The sequence below is a fragment of the Hymenobacter gummosus genome, assembly GCF_003970915.1.
Lineage (GTDB): Bacteria > Bacteroidota > Bacteroidia > Cytophagales > Hymenobacteraceae > Solirubrum > Solirubrum gummosum.
The window spans coordinates 127742-145010 of record NZ_RXOF01000006.1; the positions used below are offsets into that span (position 1 = coordinate 127742).

General features: G+C 65.4%; 7 protein-coding genes and 3 tRNA genes. 5 read left to right on the forward strand and 5 right to left on the reverse strand.

Features of this window, described 5'->3' with window-relative positions:
- Window positions 1-130 precede the first annotated feature (130 nt).
- A complete protein-coding gene (locus EJV47_RS12290) occupies window positions 131-6691 on the reverse strand; it encodes an Ig-like domain-containing protein (protein WP_126693453.1) in 6561 nt (2186 codons plus the stop codon).
- 410 nt (window positions 6692-7101) lie between these two features.
- On the opposite strand from EJV47_RS12290, the gene xrtX reads away from it, so the two are divergent.
- From xrtX to EJV47_RS12305, 3 genes are all read left to right on the forward strand, one after another.
- Window positions 7102-7623 (forward strand): exosortase X, encoded by a 522-nt coding sequence (gene xrtX, locus EJV47_RS12295; RefSeq protein WP_126693454.1) that lies wholly within the window; start codon window positions 7102-7104, stop codon window positions 7621-7623.
- Window positions 7616-8128 carry an XrtX-associated membrane protein gene (locus tag EJV47_RS12300; RefSeq protein WP_126693455.1) on the forward strand — a complete coding sequence of 171 codons (513 nt, stop codon included), beginning with the start codon at window positions 7616-7618 and terminating at the stop codon, window positions 8126-8128. Before xrtX ends, EJV47_RS12300 begins: the two co-directional genes overlap by 8 nt.
- A gap of 213 nt (window positions 8129-8341) precedes the next feature.
- Window positions 8342-9970, forward strand: coding sequence for an SBBP repeat-containing protein (locus EJV47_RS12305; protein WP_165903728.1), 1629 nt, complete (start codon window positions 8342-8344; stop codon window positions 9968-9970).
- A gap of 45 nt (window positions 9971-10015) precedes the next feature.
- Here EJV47_RS12305 and EJV47_RS12310 read toward each other — a convergent pair.
- From EJV47_RS12310 to mutS, 4 genes are all read right to left on the reverse strand, one after another.
- Window positions 10016-10096: transfer RNA gene (locus tag EJV47_RS12310), tRNA-Leu, on the reverse strand.
- Between the two features lie 241 nt (window positions 10097-10337).
- Window positions 10338-10413, reverse strand: a tRNA-Gly gene (locus EJV47_RS12315).
- Between the two features lie 155 nt (window positions 10414-10568).
- Window positions 10569-10644, reverse strand: a tRNA-Gly gene (locus EJV47_RS12320).
- A gap of 257 nt (window positions 10645-10901) precedes the next feature.
- Window positions 10902-13580: a DNA mismatch repair protein MutS gene (mutS, locus tag EJV47_RS12325; protein ID WP_243651144.1), complete on the reverse strand. Its 2679-nt coding sequence runs from the start codon at window positions 13578-13580 to the stop codon at window positions 10902-10904.
- 305 nt (window positions 13581-13885) lie between these two features.
- On the opposite strand from mutS, the gene EJV47_RS12330 reads away from it, so the two are divergent.
- Together EJV47_RS12330 and EJV47_RS12335 are read left to right on the forward strand one after the other, a co-directional pair.
- Window positions 13886-14431 (forward strand): RNA methyltransferase, encoded by a 546-nt coding sequence (locus EJV47_RS12330; RefSeq protein WP_126693458.1) that lies wholly within the window; start codon window positions 13886-13888, stop codon window positions 14429-14431.
- Window positions 14432-14552: 121 nt separating this feature from the next.
- A complete protein-coding gene (locus EJV47_RS12335) occupies window positions 14553-17192 on the forward strand; it encodes a T9SS-dependent M36 family metallopeptidase (RefSeq protein WP_126693459.1) in 2640 nt (879 codons plus the stop codon).
- Window positions 17193-17269: the final 77 nt, after the last annotated feature.

Consider the following 17269-nt stretch of genomic DNA (forward strand, 5'->3'; position numbering starts at 1 on the left):
CTTTTTACCAATGTTAAAATAAGCTCGCCGGCCCCGGCTACTGAATCATCCGACTGCGGACCGCCCCAAACGCAAACCGCCCCGCCGGCAAAGCCGACGGGGCGGTTGAGGCATGAGCGCCGGGGCGCCGTTACTCGCGCACGATGCGGCGGGTATCGGTGCCGCCTTCGGTCACGGCGCGCAACGTGTACACGCCGGCGGGCAGGGCAGTCAGGTCAACGGCTTGCGTCGTCTGGCCGGCCGGCAAGTGGTAGCGGGCTACCACCTGACCCACGGCGTTGAGCAGCGTCACGTCCACGGCCTTGCGGTAGCCGGTCAGTTCCAGCGTCAGCTTGCCGTCGGGCGTCGGGTTCGGGAACACGCGCAGGGTGGTGCCGGTCAGCGGCTGCTGCGACTTGGTTATCGTCAGCTGGGCCGAGGCGGGCGAAGCGCAGCCGTTGGCACCGGTCACGATTACCGTGTAGGCGCCGGGGTTGGTCACCCCGTTGACGGCGTAGGTCTGGCCGGTAGCCCCCGGAATCGGCTGGTTGTTCAGGTACCACTGGTTGCCGGTGGCCGAGGAGCTGGTCAGCGTGGCCGTGCCCGGGCCGCCGTAGGCCACCGTTACCGTCGGCTGAGCCGGGGCGGCGTTGATGGTCACCGTGGTGGTAGCCGTTACGGCCGGGCAGGTGCTGGTGGCCGCCACGGTGTTGGTCACGGTGTACGTGCCGGGCGTCGAGGTGGAGGGCGTGATGGCGCCGGTAGTGGCGTTAATCGTCAGGCCCGTCGTCGAGGAGAACGTACCGGCGGTGGCGCCGGCCGTCAGCGTGGGCGTGGCGGCAGCGGCGCTGCTGCAGTAGCTGGCATTGGCGTAGCTGAAGCCGGCCGTGGCCGGCGTACCCAGGGTCAGCACCACCTGAGCCGTAGCGGGGGCACAGGCACCCGGGCCCGAGGTGGTCAGCGTCAGCGTCACCGTGCCGGCAGCCAGGTCAGCAGCCGAGGGCGTGTAGGTGGCGTTCAGCGTGGTGGCGTTGGGCGCGAAGGTGCCCGTGCCGCTGGTGGTGTAGGTGCCACCCGTAGCCGAGCCGCCCACCGTGCCGCCGAGCTGGAAGCCCGAGGTACCGCAGCTGGTGGCCGTGGCGGCCGGCAGCGTAGCCGTAGCCGGCTGGGTCACGTTCACCTGGATGGGCGTACGCGTGCCCACGCAGTCCGAGGTTACCTGCCAGTTGTAGAAGTAGTAGTAGTAGCCGGCCAGGGTGCCGTTCGTAATCGACACGCTGCCGCTCGGCGAGGTGTACGGGAAGCTGTTGTTGCCCGCCGTGTCGTCGTCGCGCACCAGGGCCAGGTTCGTGCCGCCGCCCTGCACCAGCTTGTAGCCGGTACCGGCCGGGATGCTGAAGTTCAGGGTGATGGTCGAGGCCACCGGGGCGGCCGAGGTACCGGCCGTTACCGTGCCCGTAGCCGTTTGCAGCACCGTGCCGGCCGCGTTCTGCAGCTGAATCGACACCGTACCGCTGGCGCCGGCCGAGTACACGGTTACCGTCTGCAGCACCACCGGGGTGGTTACGTTGAAGATCAGGCCCGAAGCCGCGCTCAGCGTCCCGTTGGTGTTGGGCGTCACTTTACCCGCCGTTTCGGCGAAGGTGCTGGTGGCTTCTACGAAGTACTGACGCGAAGCCGTCAGGGCCGGGGTGGTAAAGCTGGTACCAGTAGCCAGGGCCGTGCCGCCCGTAGCCACGTCGTAGAAGCGGATGGTGGCGCCGGTACCGGCCGTGGCCGTCAGCGTGGCGGTGCTGCCCGAGCAGATGGTCACCGGCGAGTTCGTGCCGGTTACCTGCGGGTTGGTCACGGTCACGGTTACCACGTTGGAGGTAGCCACGTTCGTGTTGCAGGTGGTGCGGGCGCGGAAGTAGGTCGTCTGCGTCAGCAGCGGGGTGGTGAAGGTGGCCCCGGTAGCGCCCTGCACGTCGGTGAAGGTCACGTTGTCGGTGCTCTGCTGCAGCTGGATGCTGCCGTTGGCCGAGCCGGTCAGCGTCAGCGTTGCGGTACCGCTCACGCAGAACGAGGAGGCGTTGGTGGCCAGCGTACCGGCGGCCGGGGCCGTTACGGTGCGCGTCACGGTAGCCAGCACGTCGTTGGCGGTGTTCACGTCGCCCTGCACCGTGGCCGTAATGGCGAAGGTGTAAGCGCCGACGGCCGACATATCGATGGTGCCGGGCAGAGTCACGTTCTGCACGGCGCCGCTAGCCAGCGTGCCGGTGTTCACGGTGGTGGTCAGCGTCTGGGCCGTGCCGCTCGGGGGCGTCACTACCACCGTCACGGTGGCGGGCGTGGTGGCGAAGTTCAGGGCCGAGCCGCCGATGGCGCGGATGGCCACGGTCACGGCTTCGGTGGTGCTGTAGCAGCTCACGCCGGCTGCCGGGCTGATGAGGGCCACCGGACCCAGGTCGATGCTGGGGGGCAGCACAAACTCGTCGGCGCCGATGTCGGGCGTGGTGGCCGAGCGGGCGTCGCCGTCGTAGTCCACCGTCACCGACACGGGCGTACCGGAGTTGCTCAGATCCACCGAGTTGGTCACGTGCAGGTCGGTAGCCGAGGTAAACTGCGGGTTACCCGACACCGAGTTGGCGTCCTGGGTGGTGCTGGCGCGCAGGGCGGCCAGGTCAGCTTTGTCAGCGGCCACGTAGCCGAGCACGCCGTTGGCGCCGCTCACGTAGTAGTCATTGTAGTTGAAGGTGCCCACGCTGGCGGCCGAGGTCAGGTACAGCGCGTAGCTCTTGGTGCCCGAGCCGCCGGTCAGCGAGTTGGCCAGCACGTTGTTGCGCAGGTCCAGGCCGGTTACCGAGCTGCTGGTCACCAGCAGCGCGGCGCTCAGGTCACCGGTCGTGAGGTTGGTGAAGGCGCCGGCCAGGTTTACCGAGTTGTAGTACACCTTGGTGCCGGTGCCGCCCGTCAGGCGGATGCCGAAGGGGTTAAAGGTCGTCGAGGTACCATCACCGTCGGTGATGAGGTCCGAAATCATGTTGTTGCTGATTTCGTTGCCCGTCACATTGGTGGTGCTGGAGAAGTTAATCCCGTAGGCGCCGTAGCCGCTGGTGCTGGTGGAGCGCAGGTTGCTGATGTAGTTGCGGCTCACCGCGGCGTTGCTTACCGTAGTACCCAGCTCGATGGCCGAGATGCTGATGCTGCCGGTCGTCTGCATGCCCACGATGCGGTTCAGGCTGATAACCGCGCCGGCGGCCGAAGCCACGTCAATGCCGCGGTAGGTCACGGTGGTAGCGGCAGTGCTGCCCCCGATCTGGTTGCTGGTTACCTGCAGGCCGTCGAGTACGCCGGTAGTCGTGCCGCGGGCGTAGATGGCCTGGTAAGCCGAGCTAACGACGTTGTTCTGGATAACCAGGTTGTCATTGTCGCCGCCGGTACCGCTGGTGCTCAGGCTGGTGCCCGCCGCGTAGATGCCGAAGGCCGTCGTGCTGGTCACGCTGCCGCCCACCACGTTCAGGTTCTTGAGCGTGACGTTGGTAGCGCCGGCCGCGTCGCCCAGGCTGCCCACCCACACCACGGCCGAGCCGCCGGTGTTGGTGCTGGTCAGCGTCAGCTCCCGCGAGCTGGTGCCGCTGGCCGAGCCGTCCACGGTCAGGTAGTCGGTGCCCAGCAGCTGCAGCACGGCACTGGCGCTGCTGCTGCCCGTAATGGTGGCCGTTACGCCCGTGTTGGGCTTAATGGTCAGCGAGTTGGTGGCGCTGGCCGCGGCGTTGGCCGTGAAGACCACCGGGAAGGTTTCGCCGGTAGTGGCCGAGTAAGCCGCGTCGAGCAGCACGAAGGTCACCGCCCCGCCCAGGGTGTTGTTATTGTAGGCGGTGGCCGCGGCCGTCAGGGTAGCGTAGGTGCGGGCCGGGGCCGGCGAGGTGCTGGTGCCCACGTAGTAGGTGCCGCTCAGCGCGCCCTGGATAAAGAACGAGTTCGGCGTGCCGCTGAAGGTGGTGCCGGGCGGGTTGGTGCCCGTGCCGCCCACCGGGCTCGACGAGCCGTTCTGGTTCGGGGAGTTGTCCTGGGCCGCTACGTAGTATTGAATCTGGTCGAAGCCCGTCACCCCGCCGATGGCGGCGAAGTCAAACGTGAAGGTGTACACGTTGCCGCTCACGCTGGTGGCATTCACGAAGGCGTAGGTGCTGCTGCCAGCCTTGCGGTAGTACAGGCGCGGGGCGTTGGCGGCGGTGGCAATGCCGCTCGGGTCGGTGATGGTCACGTCCAGCGTGCGGTTGGCGGTGCTGGGCGTGTTGCCCAGGGCGGTGTACACGATGCTCGGGCCGCTCAAATCCTGCGGGGTGAAGGTCCCCTCGTCGGCGCCCAGGTCGGGCGTGGTGGCGTTGCGGGTGTCGCCGTCGAAGTCGGTGGTGATGCCGCTGATGGGCTGCCCGCCCGACTCCACCTGCGTGGCCGTGGCCGGGTTGATGTGCAGGAAGGTAGCGGCCGAGCCGGTGGTGCTCAGGAAAGCCACGTCCTCCGAAACGGAGTTCGTCTCGCGCGGCGCCACGAAGCCCTTGTAGCCGGCAATGGTCTGCTGGGCGTTGGTGGCCGTGGTGGTGCCCTCCACGTAAATCAGGTTCGTGGCCGAGGGCGTACCGGCGTAGTACAGGTTGTTGTTGGTGGTGCTGGCCAGGTTGGCGGGCACCGTGCCGGCCGTACCGGAAGCGCGGCGCAGCGCGGCCGTGTAGCCGCCCGTACCCGCCGCCGTCGACTTGTTCACCACGATGTTGTTGCGCAAGTCAACCGTGGTGGGCGTGGTGCTGAAGTAGATGCCCGAGGTGCCGAAGGTGGCGCCCGCGCTGCTCGCGTTCAGGTATACCGTGTTGAAGTAGGCGTTGATGGTGGTGCCCGAGCTGAAGTACAGGCCCGTCACCGCGTTCAGGCCGGTAGCGGCCGGGGCGCGCAGGTCACCCACCAGGTTGTTGTGGATGGTGATGGTGGTGCCGCCGATGGTGTAGATGCCGTAAACGGCCACGCCCGTGCCGGTGCCCGACAAATCGTACACCTTGTTGCGGTACAGGCTCACCGTGGTCGGCGAGGTGTAGATGCCGTACACCACGCTCGAAGTGCCGGTGCTGCTCAGCCCGCTGACCACGTTGTCGTAGGCGCTGTAGCCGCTAAACGAGCTGTTGCTGAAGTACAGCCCGTACACCGAGCCGCCCGAAGCCAGGCCGCTGACGGTATTGCCGTTGAATTGCGAAGCCGCCGCACCATAGCTCGTGAACAGGCCGTACAACGAGCCCGTGCCGCCCGTCACGTTGCTGATGGTGTTGTTCGTGCGCACCTGCGTCTCGCCGGAGGCCGTAGTCGAGTACAGGCCGTAGAACGTGGTCGAGCCGGCTACCGTGATGTTGTTGAACACGTTGCCGGTCAGCGTCTGCGTGCCCGTGCCCGAGCCGTTGTTGTAGTAGCCGTACTGGGTGCCCGAAGCGCCGGCGCGCGTGATGCCGCTCACCTGGTTGTTTTGCACCGTGATGGTGGCCGCGCTGCTGTTGTTGTAGATGATGGCCGAGCTGCTGCTGGTCGAGGTGGCCGAGCAGTTCGAAATCGTGTTGTTGCTGATGTTGACCGTGGCCGGCGACGCACTGTTGTAGATGTAGTACGTGGTGGCCGAGGTGCCCGAGGCGTAGGTGAAGTCGCGCAGGGTGTTGCCCGTGATGTTCACCGTGTTGGCGGCGGGCGTGTTGCCGGCCCCGTTCTCGATACCCGACACCTGGCTGGTGGTAGCGCCGCTAGCCAGCGTGATGGTGTTGTTGGTGATGTCGATGTTGGCCGAGGTACCCGAAGCCACGTAGATGCCGCGCAGGGTGCTGGTCACCGTCGAGGCCGCTACCGGCGTCGAGGCCGTAGCCGAGGTGTAGTTCAGCGTGCTGTTGATGGTGTTGCCCGTGATGCGGAAGCTGATCTGGTTCGAGCCGCCCACACCCCAGTTCGAGGTCGAGCTGCCGAAGTTGCCCACCGTGTTGCCGGCCGTCACCCCGATTTCGTTGCCCGAGTCGAGGAAACCGGCCGCCGAGCTGCCCGAGAACTGAATGCCCGTCGCGGCGTTGCTCACCACGTTGCCGAACACCTTGTTGTTCGAGTTGATGCCCGAGGCAGCCGTCACTGTCAGCGCCGTCGTGGCCGTAGCCAGCGAGCTGGCGCCGAAGATGCCGATGCTGTTGGGGTTGGTCTTGTTCAGCGTCACCACGCAGTTCTTGATGACGTTGTTCTGGCAGCCGTCGGTGACGGAGGCGCGGAACATCGCGTAGCCGAACTCCGTCTGCGTGGTAGCGGTGGTGTTGGCGCTGTTTTCCGCCAGGTCGATGCCGTCGAAGGTCACGTAGTCGGAGCCGCTCAGGCGGATGATGCCGTCGAGCGTGGTGCTCGTGCCCACGCCGGCCGAAATCAGCGGGTTGGCCCCGGTGCCCGATTTCTGGAAGACAATCGGGTTGGCAGCCGTACCGGTGGCGGTGATGAGCAGGTTGGCGGCCGTTTCGGTGTAGCCCGCGGCCACGTTGAACGTCACGCCCCCGGCGCCCACGCCGGCGGTGTTCAGGTCGGTGATGGCCGCGCTCAGCGTGGCGTAGTCACCGGGAATGGCTTTGCTGCCCGTCAGCTGCGCCCAGGCGGCCGGTGTGCCGGCCAGCACCAGCAGCAGCGCTGCCAGCAGCCGGGGCCACCAGCTGTTCGGACGGGACACAGCGAACTGACGCGGCCCGGCGGGCCGTGCAGCACGTAAAGGTGTGTGCATGAAAAGGGGGTTAGGTGGTAAAAAGAAGGAAAACTGGTTGGCCGCACTCAGGTAGAGGCACCGCGCCAGGCTTGCGCCCAGCGCGGTGGCACGGGGAAAAGCAGCGGTCAGCCAGCTTGGTAAAGCACTGTAAAAGAAAGCCTCAGCGCCGTGGGTGCGGGAGCCGAAAATTTCTCTGAAAACTACAAAATGCTTTTTGATTCTACTATTATCTGGCAATATTCACTGCTTATGAATCGACCCTGCCGCCCGCTTCCCCGGCCGTTGGGGTTTATTCCTCGACCAGCGCCGCGCCGCCTCACCCTATTATGCCCTGCCCCGGGCACCCACGGCGGCCATTTTGGCACTACTTTTACCGTATGCAAGCCTACGCTACCCATCCCCGGCACCTGCGCCGCTTTCTGCTGACGGCGGCCGGGCTCTACCTGCTCTGGTTTTTCCTCTACGAGCTGTGGCTGCGCCCCCTCGGCCGCCTCGACGAAGTGCTGTCGCTCAACATTGCCCAGGTCAGCGCCGCGGCCCTGCGGCTCATCGGGCTGGTAGGCTCGGCGGCCGAGCGCACCGTGTCGGTCAACGGGCAGCGCGCCGTCATCGTGGGCGACGCCTGCAACGGACTGGTGCTCTACGCCCTGTTTGCGGGCTTCGTGCTGGCGTTTCCGGGCGGCGGCTGGCGGCGCAAGCTGCCCTTCATTGCGGCGGGCCTGCTGGTCATTTACGGGCTGAACATCGTGCGCGTCGGCGCCCTGGCCCTCAACCACCTGTACTCCCACAGCACGGTCGACTTCAACCACCACTACACGTTTACGTTCGTGGTGTACGGCTGCATCTTCCTGCTCTGGATGCTGTGGGTGCGCCGCTACGCTACCCAGCCCGATGCCTGAGCCCGCCGCTGCCGCCCCCGCGGCCCTTACCTGGCCCCGCCTGCTGCTGGCCGCCCTGCTGCTGCTGCTGCTTTTCTGGGTCGGCACCTACGACGAGCCGGTCTTCGCCTGGCTTAGCGCTGCCTGGCAGCGCCTGCTCGCCGCCCTCGGCCTCGATGGGCTGGCGGCCCGCCTGCAACAGGGCACCAGCGGCCTCGTCACCAAGCGCAGCCTGCCCACCGTTATTACCTACAGCCTGGCTTATACCGGCGTCTGCCTGCTCATTATCGGCCTGCTGGTGCCCCGCCGCGCGTTGCGCACGGCTTTTTGGCTGTACGGCGGCGTCTTCGCGGCCAGCGCCGTGCTGGTACTTGTCGGCAAGGCTGCGGGCGATGTGGCCTGGCTTTATAAGCTGGGCCGCCAGCTCATCGACTTTATCGTGTCGCCGCTGCCGGTGGCAGCCCTGGTACCGCTGCTCCGCTGGTACTACGCGGGCGCCCAATCAACTTCTCAAGCCCATCAATAGACTTGTTCCAATAAATTTTTTAACAAAAAGGCCATTGACTTGGCCTTTTTTTATGCTTACTTAAGTCTGGCAATTGCACATTGGCTCTTTTATAGGGCAACAGAGTGGTTAGGCAGCCGGGGCTTTTCACCCCGGAGCGGGTAGATAATGCCCTTGAAGGATGGCCCGCTGGGCTCGTGCAGCACCGTTTACACATTTCCCTCCCCCAACTCCATGCATTCCCGTTTTTGGTACACGCTCTGGCTGCTGGTCGGCCTGCGCGGCCTGGCTGTGGCCGCTACGCCGCAGTGGCAGTGGGCCGCCGCCCTCAGCGTCCGCCCCGACGCTATTGCCACCGACGCGCTGGGCAATAGTTACGTCATCGGCGGCTTTCAAGGCACCGTTCAGCTCGGCTCCACCCAGCTGGTCAGCCACACGCTCTACCCCGGCGACACCGACGCCTTCATTGCCAAATTCGCCCCCAACGGCACGTTGCGCTGGGCCACTTACTTCGGCGGCGCCTGGGCCAGCGTGCGGCCCCGCGCCATTGCCCTCGACGGGGCCGGCAACTGCTATTTCACCGGCACGGTGCGCGGCACCGTGGGCTACGGCAACGGGCAGACGCTGGCCGGCGTGCAGCAGTGGCCGGGGCTGCTGGTAGGCCGCTGCAGCCCCAACGGCCAGATCAGCTGGCTGCGCCGCGACGGTAGCACGGACTACGCCAGCCTGGGCGGCAGCAGCATCGTCGCCGATAAGCAGGGCAACTGCTACGTGGTCGGGGCCGTCACCACGCCCCTGGCGGCGGGCGTCCCGACTAGCAATCCGCTGCGGTACCAGTTTTTCCTGGCCAGCTACTCGGGGCAGGGCGGCTTGCGCTGGGCCAACATTGGTCAGAGCCCGACTATGTTCAACGGCGGCCAGGGCATTACCCTCGACAAGCAAGGCTACTGCTACGCCTCGGGCTACTACACCGGTAGCCTGGCGCTGGCCGGCAGCACCCTGAGCGGGCCCGGCACCATGGGCTTCGTGGGCCGGTTCCGCCAGCAGGATGGTGGCCTGCAGTGGCTACAGGATTTGGGCAGCAGCGTGGGCTACCTCAGCACCCTCACCGCCGACGACCAGGGCCTGCTGCTGGCCGGTAGCTACCAGGGCCATACCAGCTTCCGGGGCAAAGCCCTCGGCGCTACCGGCGGTCAGGATGCTTTTCTGGCCCGCTTCACGCCTGCTGGCGCAGTCAGCTGGGCCCGCTCCTTGCCCGCCACCCCCGGCGACGATTCTCCCACCGCTGTGCGCTGCGACGCCGCGGGCACCAGCTACGTGCTGCTCAACAACGCCGACGCCAACCGCGGCAGTGGCTTGGCCGTGGTGAATAATCTAACCTTGGCTACTATCAGTGCAGGCGGCACGCCCGGCTGGGCTACCACCGTCGCAGGCAACGCGCTGGTCACCGGTACCGGCGGTACCCTCGACGCCCAGTTCCGCCTCTACGTCACGGGCGCTTACGATGGCAGCTGCCAGTTTGGCCCCCACACGCTCCCAGCGGCGGCCGGCAGCGGCTTTCTGGCCTGCTACTTCGGTGGCTACCCCGGCGACGGGCGCCCCGCCTCTTCGGCGGCCATAGCCTCCGCCGGCATTTTTCCCAACCCCGTGGTTTCCGGCCAATGCACTGTGTATTATTCCGAAGCCAATTCTACGCAACCCGTCCAGCTCAGCCTGCTTGATGGCCTGGGCCGCCTCGTTCATCAGCAGACCCTGACCACGCCGGAAACGCGCCTGAGTACTCAGGCGCTACCCGCCGGCCGCTACACCCTGCGCCTCACCGGCCCGCACAGCAGCAGCTACCCGCTGATTGTAGCCCCTTAAAACCGCAAGCGGCCGTCCCGCAGTGGAACGGCCGCTTGCTTTGCGTACCAGAGACGGGACTCGAACCCGTACGCCCAAGGGCAAGGGATTTTAAGTCCCTCGTGGCTACCATTACACCACTCTGGCTCAACTGTTTGGCTTGTTTTTCCGTCGACAGCTCCCGGCTAAGCCCAGGCAGTAAGGACAAAGTAACTGCAAATTTTCGATTCAGTGGCCGTTGTTTACCCCGATTCGGTAACGCAATTCCACCGGTATCGGCTGCGTTTGCCCTTCATCCAGCCCACACGTAGCGCAACGAACAGACTCCCCGAATACATAGCCTAAAAACAAAAACAGGACGCTGCCGGGGCAACGTCCTGTTTTTGTTTGGAGCGGGAGACGAGGTTCGAACTCGCGACCTCGACCTTGGCAAGGTCGCGCTCTACCAACTGAGCTACTCTCGCTTGAGGTCTTTCGCCGTAGCGGCGATTGATGGCACAAAGGTACAACAATGAATTTCTACTTGTCAAGAGCCGCGCTGAAAAAAAAATTACGCAGGCGCTCTTGGGGCTGATTTTCAGCAATAAAAAAAGACACTACCGGGGCAGTGTCTTTTTCTTGGAGCGGGAGACGAGGTTCGAACTCGCGACCTCGACCTTGGCAAGGTCGCGCTCTACCAACTGAGCTACTCTCGCTTGAGGTCTTTCGCCATGGCGGCGATTGATGGCACAAAGGTATACTATGTTACGCCTATGTCAAGAGCTTGTTCTAAAATCCGCGGATTAAAAACCGCTTTGGCTTCATTTTCAGGCACTTTTTTTCATCAATACCAGCGGTGATGATTCGCTGATAAGGCTGCCACCGAGCCGGAAGCTTGTCCGGCGACTCGCAACCCGGCAATTTCAGCCACAGCCAACTGGGGCTGTCAACGAATCATCACCTTCATCAATGGTCAGCTTTTGCGGGACAAAGCCAGTTTCAGCTCATTCAGTTTCAGCAGGGCTTCGATGGGCGTGAGCGTGTTCACGTCGAGGTGCTGCAGCAACTCGCGGATGCTTTCCAGCACCGGGTCGGCGGGCTCGAACATGCTCAGCTGCAGCGTGGGACGCGGGGCCGTGGCGGTGGCCACCGGGCGGGCATGGGGCTGAACCGCCTTGGCTTTGCCATTCGGGGCCGGTTGCGGGGCGGCATCGGCTTCAACCAGCTCCTCTCCTGCCCCACCGTCTTCAGCGCCCACGCTGGCGCGCTCCTGCTCCAGGTGGTGCATGATTTCGTTGGCGCGCAAGACCACGGCGGGCGGCATGCCGGCCATACGGGCCACGTGGATGCCAAAACTGTGCTCGGAGCCGCCTTCCTGCAGCTTGCGCAGAAACAGGATGCGGCCGTCGGCTTCCTTCACGGCCACGTTGTAGTTGCGCACCCGGGGGCACTGCTCGGCCAACTCGTTGAGCTCATGGTAGTGCGTGGCAAAGAGCGTTTTGGCGCGGGCCTTGGGGTGGTTGTGCAGGTGCTCCACGATGGCCCAGGCAATGCTGATGCCGTCGTAGGTGCTGGTGCCGCGGCCAATTTCGTCCATGAGCACCAGGCTGCGGTCGGAGAGGTTATTCAGGATGGAGGCCGTTTCGGTCATTTCCACCATGAAGGTACTCTCGCCCTTGGAGAGGTTATCGGAGGCGCCGACGCGGGTGAAAATCTTGTCGATGACGCCGACGTGAGCCGCTTCGGCGGGCACGAAGGAGCCGATCTGGGCCAGCAGGGCAATGAGGGCCGTCTGGCGCAGCAGGGCGGATTTGCCGGCCATGTTCGGGCCGGTGATGACGACGATTTGCTGCTCGTCGCGGTCGAGGCGGATGTCGTTGGGGATGTACTGCTCGCCGGGGGGCAGCTGCCGCTCAATCACCGGGTGGCGGCCCTGGCGGATATCGAGCAGGGAGCCGTCGTCCACCGTGGGGCGCACGTAGCGGTGCTGGCGCGCCGTGGCGGCAAAGGAGGCCAGGCAGTCGAGCACGGCCACGGTGCGGGCGTTCTGCTGCACCTGGCTCACGAACTCATTGGCGGTCAGCACCAGCTCGTCGTAGATGCGCTGCTCGATGACGAACAGGCGCTCCTCAGCGTGCAGGATTTTCTCCTCGTAGGTTTTCAGCTCCTCGGTGATGTAGCGCTCCGCATTCACCAGGGTCTGCTTGCGAATCCACTCCGCGGGCACCTTATTCTTGTGGGCGTTGGTGACTTCGAGGTAGTAGCCGAATACCTTGTTGTAGGCCACTTTCAGCGAGGAAATGCCGGTGTTGCGCTGCTCCCGCTGCTGGAGCTGCAGCAGGTAATCCTTGCCCGAGTAGGCAATGGCGCGCAGCTCGTCCAGCTCCTTGTCCACGCCGTCCATGATGACGTTGCCCTGGTTGGTGAGCACGCCGGCGTCCGGGCGGATCTTACTTTGAATTTCCCGGCGCAGGGTGTCGCAGGGGTTGAGCTGGTCGGCCAGCTTCTGCAAAGCGCGCACGTCGGTGGCGTGCAGCAGCTCGCGCATCGGGGCCAGGGCTTCGAGGGCGCGGCTGAGCTGCAGCAGCTCCCGCGGGTTGACGCGGCGCACGGCCACCTTCGATATCAGGCGCTCCAGGTCATTGATCTGACGCAGCTGGTCGCGGATGGCCTCCAGCAGCTCGGCTTGCTCGTGCAGGGCCTGCACCGTGTCGAGGCGGCGCTGAATCTGGGCGGGCTCCTTCAGGGGCAGCACCACCCACTTGCGCAGCAGGCGGGCGCCCATCGGGGTCAGGGTCTGGTCGAGCACGTCGATGAGCGGGACGCCGCCGGCGTGCTGGGCCGCGAGCAGCTCCAGGTTGCGCACGGTGAAGCGGTCCAGCCACACGTACTTGTCCTCCTCCAGCCGCCCGATGCCGTTGATGTGGCCGATGTCGTTGTGCTTGGTTTCGGCCAGGTAGTGCAGGATGCAGCCGGCCGCGATGATGCCGTCGGTGAGGTTGTCGACGCCGAAGCCCTTCAGACTGGTGGTCTTGAAGTGGCGCGTGAGCGTGTCGTGGGCGTAGTCGTTGCCGAAGACCCACTCGTCCAGCGCGTAGGTGCAGAAATCGGGGCCGAAGGCGGTTTCGAAGCTCTGGCGGCTGTTTTTGCAAAGCAGCACTTCGGAGGGTGCGAAGTTCTGCAGCAGCTTGCCGAGGTAGCCCATATCCCCTTGGGCCACCAGAAATTCGCCGGTGCTGATGTCGAGGAAGGAGATGCCGGCCTGCTGCTGGCGGCCGAAGTGCACGGCGGCCAGGTAGTTGTTGGCGCGGCGCTCCAGCACGTTGTCGTGCAAGCTCACGCCGGGCGTCACCAGCTCGGTGATGCCGCGCTTGACGAGGCCCTTGGCCTGCTTGGGGTCTTCGAGCTGGTCGCAGATGGCCACGCGCTGGCCGGCGCGCACCAGCTTGGGCAGGTAGGTATCGAGCGAGTGGTGGGGAAAGCCGGCCAGGGCGGTTTCGGCGGCGGTGCCGGCCCCACGCTTGGTTTCGACGATGCCCAGGATGCGGGCGGCCGTGACGGCGTCCTCGCCGAAGGTTTCGTAAAAGTCGCCCACCCGAAACAAAAGCAGCGCGCCGGGGTGCTGCTGCTTGAGCTGGTGGTACTGCTTCATCAGCGGGGTATCGGCCACGGGGGCGGGGCCGAGGGTGCCGTGGGTGCGGACGGCTTTCTTATCGGGCTTATCAGTAGCTGTCTTCACGGGTAGCGGAGCGGCAATAGGTAGGGAGCGGAGCCGGCGGGCGGCCCGCAGATCGGGCAAAAAAGAGCGGGAGGCCGTAGCTTGCGCCTTCATCTGAACAGCGCGGCGGGGCCGGAACGTTTCGTGGGCTGCTCGTTCGGTTTTTATGCGGAAGGCCTCGTTCTGCCGGCCACACAAGCTAAACCAAAGGTCGACGAAGTCAAGCTTATGCCACTTTCATGCGGAAACTAACCATCCACGAGCTGAACCGGCTCACGGTCGAGGACTTCAAAAATACGGAGAAATTCCCCTTGTGCGTGGTGCTCGACAACGTGCGCAGCCTGCACAACGTGGGCGCGGCCTTCCGCACCTGCGACGCCTTCGCGGTGAGCAAGCTGTGGCTCGGCGGCATCACCGGCCGGCCGCCGCACCGCGAAATCACCAAAACGGCGCTGGGCTCCACCGAGTCGGTGCCCTGGGAGCACGCCCCCGACGTGCCGGCGCTGGTGGCGCAGCTGCGGGCCCAGGGCTGGCAGGTGGTGGCCGTGGAGCAGACGACCGGCTCGGTCGCGCTGCCCGCGTTTCAGCCCGCCCCCGACCGGCCGCTGGCGCTGGTATTCGGCAACGAGGTATTCGGGGTAGACGACGCGGTGTTGCAGCACTGCGACGCGGCGGTGGAAATTCCGCAGTTCGGTACCAAGCACTCCTTAAATGTATCGGTGACGGTGGGCGTGCTGGTGTGGGACGTGCTGACGAAGTGGGGCGTGACCACCTTGCCGGGTTAAATTCTTCACTTCTACAAACATCCGTTCGGAAATTCCCCGGCGGAGTTGTATTTTTAACGGCCCCTTCACCAGCTACCTGGCGAAGGGGCCGTTGATTTTTGCTTTTCCTCTTGTTCTCTGCATGAAACACTCCTTTACGCACTTCGGCCGGACGCTCACGCTGGCCGCCTTGCTGGCCCTGCCGGGCCTGGGCTTTGCGCAGCAAACCCCCTCTCCCTCGGCCCTGACGCGCGGCCTGGAATACCTCAACGCCCGCCGCGTGAAGCTGGGCCTGACGGAAGCCGACCTGCGCAACCCCGCCGTGGCCTCGGAATACACCGACGCCGACGCCGGCGTAACCCACCTGTACCTGCGCCAGCGCGTGCAGGGCGTGGAAGTGTACGGCGCCGTCATTGAGGTGCACTTCGACCGCAACGGCCGAGTGGTGCAGTCGCACAACACCTTCGTGCCCGACGCGGCCAGCAAATCCAACGCGCCCACGCCCGGCCTCTCGCCGGAGCAGGCCGTAGCCGCTGCCGCCCGCGCCATGCGCATGCCCGCTCCGCAGGGCCTGACGCGCGTGGAGCAAGGCACCGCCACCGAGGGCCTGACCTTTTCGGAGGCCGGCATCTCGCTGGAAAAAATTCCGGTGAAGCTGATGTACGTGCGCCTGCCCACCGGCCGCCTGGCCCTGGCCTGGAGCGTGACCCTGTACCCGCTCGACGCCGAGCACTACTGGGACGCCCGCATTGACGCCAGCACCGGCCAGCTGCTGGAAAGCTCCGACTTCGTAGTGCGTGAGGAAGCTTCTTTTGCGGCCCTGGCACGCCGCCGCGCCCAGCAGACGGCGCCCATGCCGGCCGCGGCCCAGCGCACCACCCCGGTGGCCGCTCAGCCCACGGTAGCGGGCCGTACCAACGTGCCCAACAGCTACAACGTGTGGACGCTGCCGGCCGAAAGCCCCAACCACGGCAACCGGCAGGTGACGGCCAACGTGGCTAACACCACGGCTTCGCCCTTCGGCTGGCACGACACCGACGGCGTGGCCGGCGCGGAATTCACCATCACCCGCGGCAACAACGTGCACGCCTACGAAGACCGCCGCAACCGCAACACGCCCGGCTATAACCCGGACGGCGGCGCGCAGCTGAGCTTCGACTTTCCCTACGTGACCACCAACTCGGCCAACTCCAACGAGGACGCTGCCATCACCAACCTGTTCTACATGAACAACGTGATGCACGACGTGATGGAGCGCCACGGCTTCACCGAGGCGGCCCGTAACTTCCAGTTCCGCAACTACTCCGGCCAGGGCCGCGGCTCCGACTACGTGCGCGCCGAAGCTCAGGACGGCCGCGGGCTGAACAACGCAAACTTCGCCTCGCCCGCCGAGGGTGGTCAGCCCCGCATGCAGATGTTCCTGTGGGAAACCAACAACCAGTCGCTGACCTTCTCGCTGTCGAACGGCACCACCCTCGGGCCGTTCACGTTTGCGCCGGCCGCCTTTGGTCGTCGCCTCGCCACGGTGTCGCCCGTAACGGCGCAGGTGGTGTACGCCGGCCCGGGCTGCGGCACGGCTCTGCCTAACCCGGCTGCGGTCAACGGCAAAATTGCCCTGATTAAGCGCGGTGGCTGCAACTTCACCGAGAAAGTGAAAAACGCCCAGACGGCCGGCGCCAAGCTGGTTATCGTGATGGACAGCATCGTGGGCGCTACCCAGCTGGTGAGCATGAGCGGCTCGGCTCCGGACTCGAACGGCGTGCGTATCCCGGCCATCTTCATCAGCAAAGCCGACGGGGAGCAGCTGCGCCTGGCCCTGGCCGCCGGCACCACCACGGGCTCGGCCTCGCTGCTCGACCGCGACGGTGACCTGGACAACGGCATCATCGCCCACGAGTACGGCCACGGCGTGTCGAACCGCCTCACCGGCACCGGCTCGAGCTGCCTCGGCAACGCCGAGCAGATGGGCGAAGGCTGGAGCGACTTCTTCGCGCTGTGGATGACCACCAAGCCCGGTGACCTGGGTACCACGCCCCGCGGCATCGGAACCTACGCCATTTCGGAACTGCCCACGGGCCAGGGCATCCGCACGATGCGCTACTCGACCAACTTCTCGGTCAACAACCTGACCTACGCCAACGTGGGTACTGCGCCTTACACGGGTGCCCACGATATCGGTGAAATCTGGTGCTCGGCTCTGTGGGACCTGAACTGGGCGCTGATTGATCAGTACGGCTACAACCCGGACATCTACTCCGCTACCGGCGGCAACAACATTGCCCTGAAGCTGGTGCTGGAAGGTTGCAAGTACCAGGGCTGTGAGCCGGGCTTCATCTCGGGCCGCGACGGTATCCTGAAGGCTGACTCGGTGCTGAACAACGCCGCCAACTCGGCGCTTATCTGGCGCGTGTTTGCCCGCCGTGGCATGGGCGCCAGCGCCAGCCAGGGCTCCTCGCAGAGCATCAGCGACCAGACGGCCGCCTACAACCTGCCCGCCGTGCTGGCTACCAAGACCAAGCTGCCCGTGGAGGCCCTGGCCGTATTCCCGAACCCGGCCAAAGACCGCGTGACGGTGCGCCTGATGGCCAGCAGCCAGCAGCCGGTGCAAATCGAGCTGGTGAACAACATCGGCCAGGTGGTGCTGCGCACGTCGGCAGCGGCTACCAAGCTGCAGCAGGACGGCGTGGAGCTGAGCACCGCCGCGCTGCCCGCCGGCATCTACGTGGTGCGCCTGACCGGCTCGACCGGCACGGCCGCTCAAAAGCTGGTGGTAAGCCACTAATTGGCCCCGCTTATTGTTTGGCAAACGCCCGGCCCCTCGCGGGTCGGGCGTTTGTTGTTTTATTCCGCCCCCGGGCG